We start from the raw sequence: 7,953 nt of genomic DNA on the forward strand, positions 1-7,953 counted from the left end.
GAAGATAACTATTGGCTCTCTCTAGAGGGTTTGAAGGCCGCTTAAACTACCTGTCCACTTTCTTGAGTCAAGATCAAAGGGTTATCCAAGCGCTGAGATGGATGGCTTGATTGTGATGTATAAGAGGGCATCATAATCAGGGTGCTACCGCCAGCTGCCGACCAAGACGTAGGGAGCCCAAAAGCGGGGGCGGCCCGGATAGCGATCTAGCAAAGCCACTTGAGCGCGTCGGAGGGCTTCGGCGCGGCTGACCTCAGGTTTAGCGAGTTCGGCATAGAGGGTTTTGGTAAACAGGACGCTGGCGTTGTCATCGACGCTCCAGAGGGTGGCGATCGCACTGCGGGCACCCGATTGCACCATGGCACCAGCAATGCCGAGCACTTCTCGACTATCCCCCGTGGCGGTTTTGCAGGCACTGAGAATTAGCATTTCGAGCTGTGTATCGGCTTGACGACGACTTTTGAAAATCTGCCCCAGGGTATCAATATTGAGGCGGCCATCGGCGGACAGGATGTAGGTGTTTTGGCGATCGCTGCCGAACTGTCCGTGGGTCGCCAGATGAACGACATTAAAGTCTGTGGTTTGGAGTTCACTCGTCAGGGCTTGGCGGGTAAAGGCATCATCTTGCAGGACGGTGACGACCATGTCACTCTCCGCAATGATGCCGATTTCTTCGGTGACTCCTGGCAACACGTCATAAAATGCAGCCTCTTCGGGCGGGGGGGGTTCGAGCGAGGCGGCTAAGACCTGCACCTGTTCGCGGGGGGGCAGGATTTCGGGGTCGCGGACTTCCAAACCGAGCACGAGGGAGATGGCATACTTTCTGACCAAGAAGTCGTCATCGTCGTGCAGCGTCGTCATGGGAATGAGGCGCAAGTTGCCGTCGAGGACAAAAATCAGCGTTTTGATCTCGTCGGTTGACAGCAGTCCTTGCTCGGCGGCGGGGCGTAGCAGCCAATCATAGAGGGTTTTACCGTTGTCCTTGACGTTGTTACCCCGCGTGAGCTGCCCACGGTAATCGGCCAGCAAATTATTGACGGTTTCGCGGGAGGCGGGGGCTGAATAGTGAATCAGGTCAGAGCGCCGGGGTAATTTCATGACCACTTCTAGGCGATCGTCTAGCAAAATGGCATAGAGCACGGCGGCGGTGGTGTCTTCTTTATTCACCACCTCGTCAAGACTGACGGTATTGTCAATGCAGGCGGCTTGAAAGAAGTTTTCCAATTCTGCAACTTGCAGCGCCTCCATGACGTCGCGGGCTTGGCGCAGGCGAGCTTGGTGCTCGCTGGAGGAGTCATTTACCTGGTTGGTTTTGAGCTGAGCCAGTTCAGTAACTTCGGGAACTGGCTCAACCAAGAGTTGCACCAACTCTCGATAAATCGGCTCGACGCTTTCGCGAAAGGAGAACTGGACATCGGGGTTGGCGGTGACGAGATCACTGCGAATGATTTTCAGGGTTTCAAAGGCGCGGGTATAGGCGGCGATCGCCCCTTGCTCTTGGCCTTCCGCTTTGAGAATCCGCCCGAGTTGCCATTCCCATTGATAGCGCAGGTCATCAGCCTGAACTTTTTGAGATAAGACCAGGGCTTGGCGAGACAGATCTTCGGCGGCGGGCCACTGCTGGGCCAGTTCATAGATATGTCCGAGGGTGCCTAACACCAATGACTGACTGCGAGCGTCTCCCAAGGCTTGGGCCTGGGTTTGGGCGGGGGCTAGTAAGGTCGCAATTTCCCGCCAATCGGGCGCGTTAGGAGCATTATTTTCTCGCAGCAAAATTAGATTTTTGGCCAGACCAATATAGGCAAGGACCGTGGAACGACCAGGCGGCAAATCTGGCAGAAACTCTTTGAGATCTGGATACAGCCGTTTCAGAGCTAAATCCCACTGGGGCAGGCTGGGACTCACTAACAGCCGCATAAAGTTGAGATTGGCTTGAATCCCAAGTTCGCCAGTGTCGAGCCGCGCCACCTGTTGGTAATAGTTCAGCGCTTGCCGAATATGGTTGTTGGCTTCGTCGAAGCGGCGGTCTTCAAACGCAACATTAAATTTGCCCTGTTCCAGGTTGCCTAAGCTGAGGTTGCTGGCGGCCATCAGGGCGTTGTCTTGCAACTTTTCGGCAATGCTGAGGCTGGCTTGCAGTTGCGCTTCGGCTTGTTCTAAGTTGCCGGTGGCGCGAAGGCTATCGCCCAGTTGCCGCAAAAGAGTCACTTTGGTGAGGGTGTCGGGCTGATCGCTGACGACGTTGGCCAGATCGGTTAGGGTGCTCAAGACCAGCCCTTACGTGAAGATGGATCAGCGAATTAATGTCAACCGACCGGTGCCATAACGCTCTTTGCCGTCAGCAAAAATTTAGACATCATCGCCGCTGTCAACAAAATGGGATTTCGAGCGATTGAAAGGCATCACAGCCGCGCTAGTTTCAGGCCAAATAAAGCTCTGTCCTGAGTCCGGATCGTCGATTTTTCAGCGCCCTGTGCCACCGGGCCGGGGGGGGTAGGAAATTTTCGGCTCACTGTCAGGGGCGAGAGCCGCGATCGCCGCGTTTACCAAGCGGGTCAGCCAGTTTTGGGCCGCCACTGACGCCTGAACAGCAGACGATGGATGGGATTGAGTAGATCTGGGTAGATCGGTTATTTTGCGATCTCCAGATTCATCACTAGCGCTTTTTCACTTCGGGGAGAGCGTTGGATCGGCGAAACCAGGTAGTAAGATGCAGCGATCGCGCTGCCACCCTAACGTCACTGACTCGCCAATGGCGGGGCTGCGGCAAAGCTGCACGACCTTCATCAGTCCCACTGGAGTGTCGATGAGGGATTCGACCCGCTGACCGATGTAGGTGACATCGACTATTTTGCCCCCGACTTGGTTATCCGCTGGGGAGGCGCTGAGGCTGATGCGCTCCGGGCGGATCATGAGCGTGGCAGTTGCCCCGACAACCGGAACATCATGATTAAGCGCGATCGCCTGTATGAGCCTCCCATTGACCGCTACCGTAACGGTGGGAGTGGCGGCTCCTGCCGCTGCCACCACTGCCCCCGTCAAAAAATTGGCCTGACCGATGAACTGCGCCACAAAGAGCGATGCCGGATTTTCGTAAATCTCCGAGGGCGGGCCGACCTGTTCGACTCGCCCTGAGTGCATAACGGCAATGCGATCGCTGAGCGCCAGCGCTTCTTCTTGATCGTGGGTGACGTAGACAAAGGTAATGCCCGTTTGCCGCTGGAGTTGCCGCAGCTCTTGCCGCACCGCCTCCCGAATCTGGGCATCCAGCGCTGAGAGCGGCTCATCCAGCAGCAACACCTGCGGACGGTTGATCAACGCCCGTGCCAGGGCGACCCGTTGCCGTTGCCCCCCGGAAAGTTGCGAGGGACGGCGATCGCCCAAGTCAGGAATTTGCACCAGCTTCAGCGCCTCTTGCAGACGCGGGGCGATGTCACTGCGATTCACCCCCGCCACCGTCAGCGGGTAGGCCACATTTTCGGCCACCGTCAGGTGTGGAAACAGGGCGTAGTCCTGAAATACGGTGTGGACATTGCGCTGGAACGGGCGCGACTCGGTGACGACCTCGCCCCCGATGTAGACCTCACCATACTCCGGTATCTCAAAACCACCGATCAGGCGCAGGGTGGTCGTTTTGCCAGAACCACTGGACCCCAGCAGGGAATAAAATTCGCCCGGTTGCACATCCAGCGACACCTCGCGCACTGCGTAAAAGTCACCCTTTGCCGTGGGATAAACCTTGGTAACGGCATCCAGGTAAATAGCACTGTTTTGACTCAGCGACTCTTTCATAAATAAGGGGAATATCAATGAGATTAGCTGTCGATGGCGGTGAGGAAGCGCTTTAACACACTGTCCGGTGAGATGGTAGGGGTGGCGCGATCGCTAGCTGCTCATCTATACAACCTCGTCGGTGTGGGCAATCCACTGACTCATCAACACCAAAAGGGTGCTGGCTGCCAGCACCAGCGTGGCGACAGCGGCAATTTCGGGCGTGATGTCCGTGCGCAAACGGCTCCAGATTTCCATCGGCAGCGTGTTCTCCCGTCCGGTGAGAAACAGCGTTACCACCACCTCATCAAAGGATAGGGTAAAGGCCAGCAGTGCCCCGGCGATGACCGCTGAGCGAATGTACGGAAAAATCACGCCGCGATAAACCTGCCCTGGACGAGCGCCTAAATCATAGGCGGCTTCTTCCAGGCTGCGAGGAAACTGGGAGAGTCGCGCCAAAATGGGGCCAAAGGCCACGGGCAGGCCAAATATGACATGGCCAACCATCACCGTCCCCAGCGACAGCCCCAAACCCAACTGGGAGAAATAGGCCAGCATCGCTACCCCGGTCACGATGCCCGGTAGCAGAATCGGCAGGTTGAGCGCGATGCGAAAGCTGGTTTTGCCGAAAAACGAGTAGCGGTAGACCGCAAAGGCCGCCAATAATCCCAGCGTCGTTGCCCCCAGGGTTGCCGCCGCCGCCACCTTAAGGGAATTGAGCAGCGATGCCTGAATCGCGGTATCGCCAAAGGTCGTCCAGTACCAGTCCAGGGTGACGCCACGAAAGGGCAGCGACAGAATGGCCGAGTCGTTGAAGCTCATGATCACAAGCACAGCGATCGGGGCGTTGAGAAAGCCATAAATCAGCACGGCAATACTTCCCAGCAGCCAGGGACGAGGGGGCTGACGCGGACGCACAGCAGGGGTCATAGGGTTTCTAGCGCTCCTCGGCGGAGCACGATCGCCAGCCCCGAAAACACAATCGCCATCACCACCAGGGCAAACGCCGCGCCCAACGGCCAGTTGTAAGAAACGCCAAACTGCGACGCGATGACGTTGCCCAGCATGATATCGCTGGCTCCCCCCACCAAACTCGGCGTGATGAAGTCGCCCATTGTCAGCGCAAACACGTTGATGGAACCCGCCAACACCCCCGGCATCACAAGTGGCAGGATGATGCGGCGAAAGGTCGTCCAGGGGCGGGCATTGAGATCGGCCGAGGCTTCTAGCAGGGAGGTGGGCAACTGCTCAAAGGCGGTGATCACGGGCAAAATCATGAAGGGCAACCAGACGTGAACAAAGGTGAGGGTGACGGCAAAGCTGTTGTACAAGAAGGCTTGACTGGGGGTTGTCAAAATCCCCAGCGACAATAGCACCGTATTGATGACACCGTTGTAGCCGAGAATGATTTTCCAGGCAAAGACCCGCACCAGATAGCTCGACCACAGCGGCAAAATCACTAGTAACGTCAGCAGTTGCCGATAGCGGCCTCCGTGGCGAGTGATGAAATAACCCAGCGGTAGGGCGATCGCCGCATCGATCACTGTCACCCCCAGGGCGATCGCTACCGTCCGCACTAATACCCGACGGTAGGCGGCATTGCTGGCGATAGTCTTGAAGTTGTCGAGGCTAAAGGTCTGCACAATCTCAAACGACTCTAGCCGCCAAAAGCTGTAGATGAGGAGGAGGGCGATCGGCACAAAGTACAGCAGCGTCATCCACACCAGCGGCGGCAGCAGCGTCCCGTACAGCCCCAGCTGTAATCCCGGACGCCGCCGCATCCTAGCAACAGACATCGTTTCAGTATTCACAGTTGCGTGCTCACCCAGGCGCTACGGCCATTGTCTTTGATGCTGGTGCAGCGGTGCATTACGGCTATGCCTAATGCACCCTACGGCTGGTTACGCTTTTCGAGCTCTAGCTCCGAATTTCGTTCCAGAGCTGCACCCACTCATCGTAGTTTTTGACGCTTTGCCACATATTGATTTGGGCATGCAGCGACAGATCATCCATAAAAAGTTCCTTGGCACGTTCTGCCCCGATCTCGGCGGTACCCAACTCCGTCGCCCCCGAGTAACCCGTCGCTTCAATCACCCCTTTTTGGCCCGGGCCGCTCAAGATATAGTCAATCCATTCGTAGGCGACGTCGGCGTTGGGCGATCGCTGGGCAATCATCCAGGAATCCGTCCAGCCCGTCAGCTTCCCTTTCGGACTCACGGAACCGACGGGAAAGCCCGCCTCATCCAACTGCTGATAGGTCAGTGGCCAGGCGTGGGCCAGCACCACTTCGCCCGACTGGAATAGGTTCGCCAATTCTCCTGCCGTCGCCCAGAACTTACGAATCTGCGGGCGCAGCTCTAGCAGCTTGGCCTTCACCTCGGCCAAATCTTCACTGGTGAGGTCGTAGGGGTCAGGCTTACCCAGCCACAGCGCCACATCGGCAATGGTCATGGGGTTGTCGGGCAGGGTGATTTTTCCGGCATACTCCGGGTCAAACAGCACATCCCAGCTAGCCGGTGGCGGGCTGACCGCTTCGGGGTTGTAGATCAGCACGTTGGGCCCCCAGGCAAAGGTGACGCCGTAGGGTTGACCGTCAAAGGTGTTCCACCGACCGTTTTGAAAGGAATCGAACACGGCGCTGTAATTGTCCAGCTGGCTGGCATCGATGGGGCGCACCAGTCCGGCTTGGTAGAGCCGCTCGGTAATGTCGCCCGACGCGGAAATTAGGTCGTAATTGCGGCCACCCCCCGCCCGAAACTTGGCAAACATTTCGTCGCTTGACCCGGCATAGGTCGCTTTGACAGTACAGCCCGTTTGTTCTTCAAAGGTCTGGGTGAACGAGGGATCGGTGTAGCCTTCCCACACGATCGCCGTTAACGTACACCCGGCTGCCTGGGCGGGGGCAGCTAGCCAGCCCATTGAACAGAAACTCAAGCAGCTCAGCAAAACTGCGATCGCCACACGATGCCACATAGATTTCTACATCCGACTAATCATCAAGCCCTCACTATAGTTCAGCCCTCTCCTCTGAAATTGTTTTTGACAACACCAGAAACACTCGGTCACAGTTCGCCGCAGTTCTCCCGGCGTCGGAGCGCTACCGTATCATTTTGGGTAGTGGATTTTAGTAAAGGACAGAGGAAAAGATGGACTCATCCCGTTCTGCCAGCTGCTCTCTGACTTGGCGATGGTAGTCATGAATGAACATCCAGATCGCCCCGATGTGATTCTCTAGCTTCTTGGAAAAGGACAGCGTCTTCCTCACCCACCGAGAAATCCGCTGCTTCAGGGTGTTGTTCAGTCGTTCGATGTAGTTGGTCAAGCCGCTATCTTGACCAACAGCCCCATGCCGTTTGCTTGGAATGACGTTGACGTAGGCCTCCCAGTAATCGGTGTAGACTTTGGCACACTGTCGGTATACCGCGGGGATGGACTGCCATCAGGCCATCGCCGATTTCCTAGAGCGGTCACCGATGTGGCAACCGATGATTTCTCGGGTATCGGCATCAATGGCCAGCCAGACCCACTGCTGGTTGCCTTTGTGATCGACAAATGACCAGAGTTCATCCATCTGCACCTTCAGCTGGCCTTGGGCCTTGGGGAGGACCGCTGCCGCTTTTGGCACGGCTTCATAACAAGCGTTGGCATCGCCTTGTAGCCAACTATCAGAGACGTGGGTGGCCCTGGCGATACCGGCTAAGGGAATCTTCTCTAACAGGAGCAGCTCGACTAAAGACCGAGTGTCCTTGTCTTTCGGCTGCCACTGGGGAGCCTCGACGCATTGGCGGTTGCAGTCTCGGCACTTGTAGTTTTGCTTACCGCGCCGGGTAGTGCCGTTTTTGGAGATGTCGTGAGCCCCACAGGTTGGACGGGTCATCGCGATTGGCATGGATTCTACTCCCTTAGAATCTAGAAATGCGACGGCGATACCTTATTTTTCTCTATCCTTTACGTTAATCCACTACCCTTTACGTTAATCCACTACCCTTTACGTTAATCCACTACCGATTTTGTTTTGCGGGTCTTGCACAAACTGGCGTCCGCAATTTTTACATTTGTGACTTTGCTTGCCGTTGTGGATGCTGTCATTTCTGACGACGTGCGAGGAGTGACACGCTGGACAAGTGGGCTATGGAGAGGACATAAACTTGAATCAATCTCAATCTGATTCCAGGTTTACAG

General features: G+C 56.4%; 5 protein-coding genes and 2 pseudogenes. All 7 read right to left on the reverse strand.

The features are described 5' to 3' along the window. Window positions 1-144: 144 nt before the first annotated feature. Entirely contained in the window at window positions 145-2,268 is a 2,124-nt protein-coding gene (locus JUK32_RS22240; protein WP_204141066.1) for a CHAT domain-containing protein, read from the reverse strand. Window positions 2,269-2,667: 399 nt separating this feature from the next. Then, window positions 2,668-3,792, reverse strand: coding sequence for an ABC transporter ATP-binding protein (locus JUK32_RS22245; RefSeq protein ID WP_204141067.1), 1,125 nt, complete (start codon window positions 3,790-3,792; stop codon window positions 2,668-2,670). 105 nt (window positions 3,793-3,897) lie between these two features. Continuing rightward, a complete protein-coding gene (locus JUK32_RS22250) occupies window positions 3,898-4,701 on the reverse strand; it encodes an ABC transporter permease (RefSeq protein ID WP_204141068.1) in 804 nt (267 codons plus the stop codon). Further along, complete coding sequence (locus tag JUK32_RS22255) at window positions 4,698-5,567, reverse strand: ABC transporter permease (protein WP_204141069.1); 870 nt, start codon at window positions 5,565-5,567, stop codon at window positions 4,698-4,700. Before JUK32_RS22255 ends, JUK32_RS22250 begins: the two co-directional genes overlap by 4 nt. Window positions 5,568-5,688: 121 nt before the next feature. Continuing rightward, entirely contained in the window at window positions 5,689-6,744 is a 1,056-nt protein-coding gene (locus JUK32_RS22260) for an ABC transporter substrate-binding protein (protein ID WP_204141070.1), read from the reverse strand. Between the two features lie 151 nt (window positions 6,745-6,895). After that, window positions 6,896-7,648: pseudogene (locus JUK32_RS22265) on the reverse strand (IS1 family transposase). Window positions 7,649-7,774: 126 nt separating this feature from the next. Beyond that, window positions 7,775-7,894, reverse strand: a pseudogene (locus tag JUK32_RS22270) (IS1 family transposase); the annotation flags it as partial. Window positions 7,895-7,953 lie beyond the last annotated feature (59 nt).

The sequence above is a fragment of the Halomicronema sp. CCY15110 genome (genome assembly GCF_016888165.1).
Taxonomy (GTDB): domain Bacteria; phylum Cyanobacteriota; class Cyanobacteriia; order Phormidesmidales; family Phormidesmidaceae; genus Halomicronema.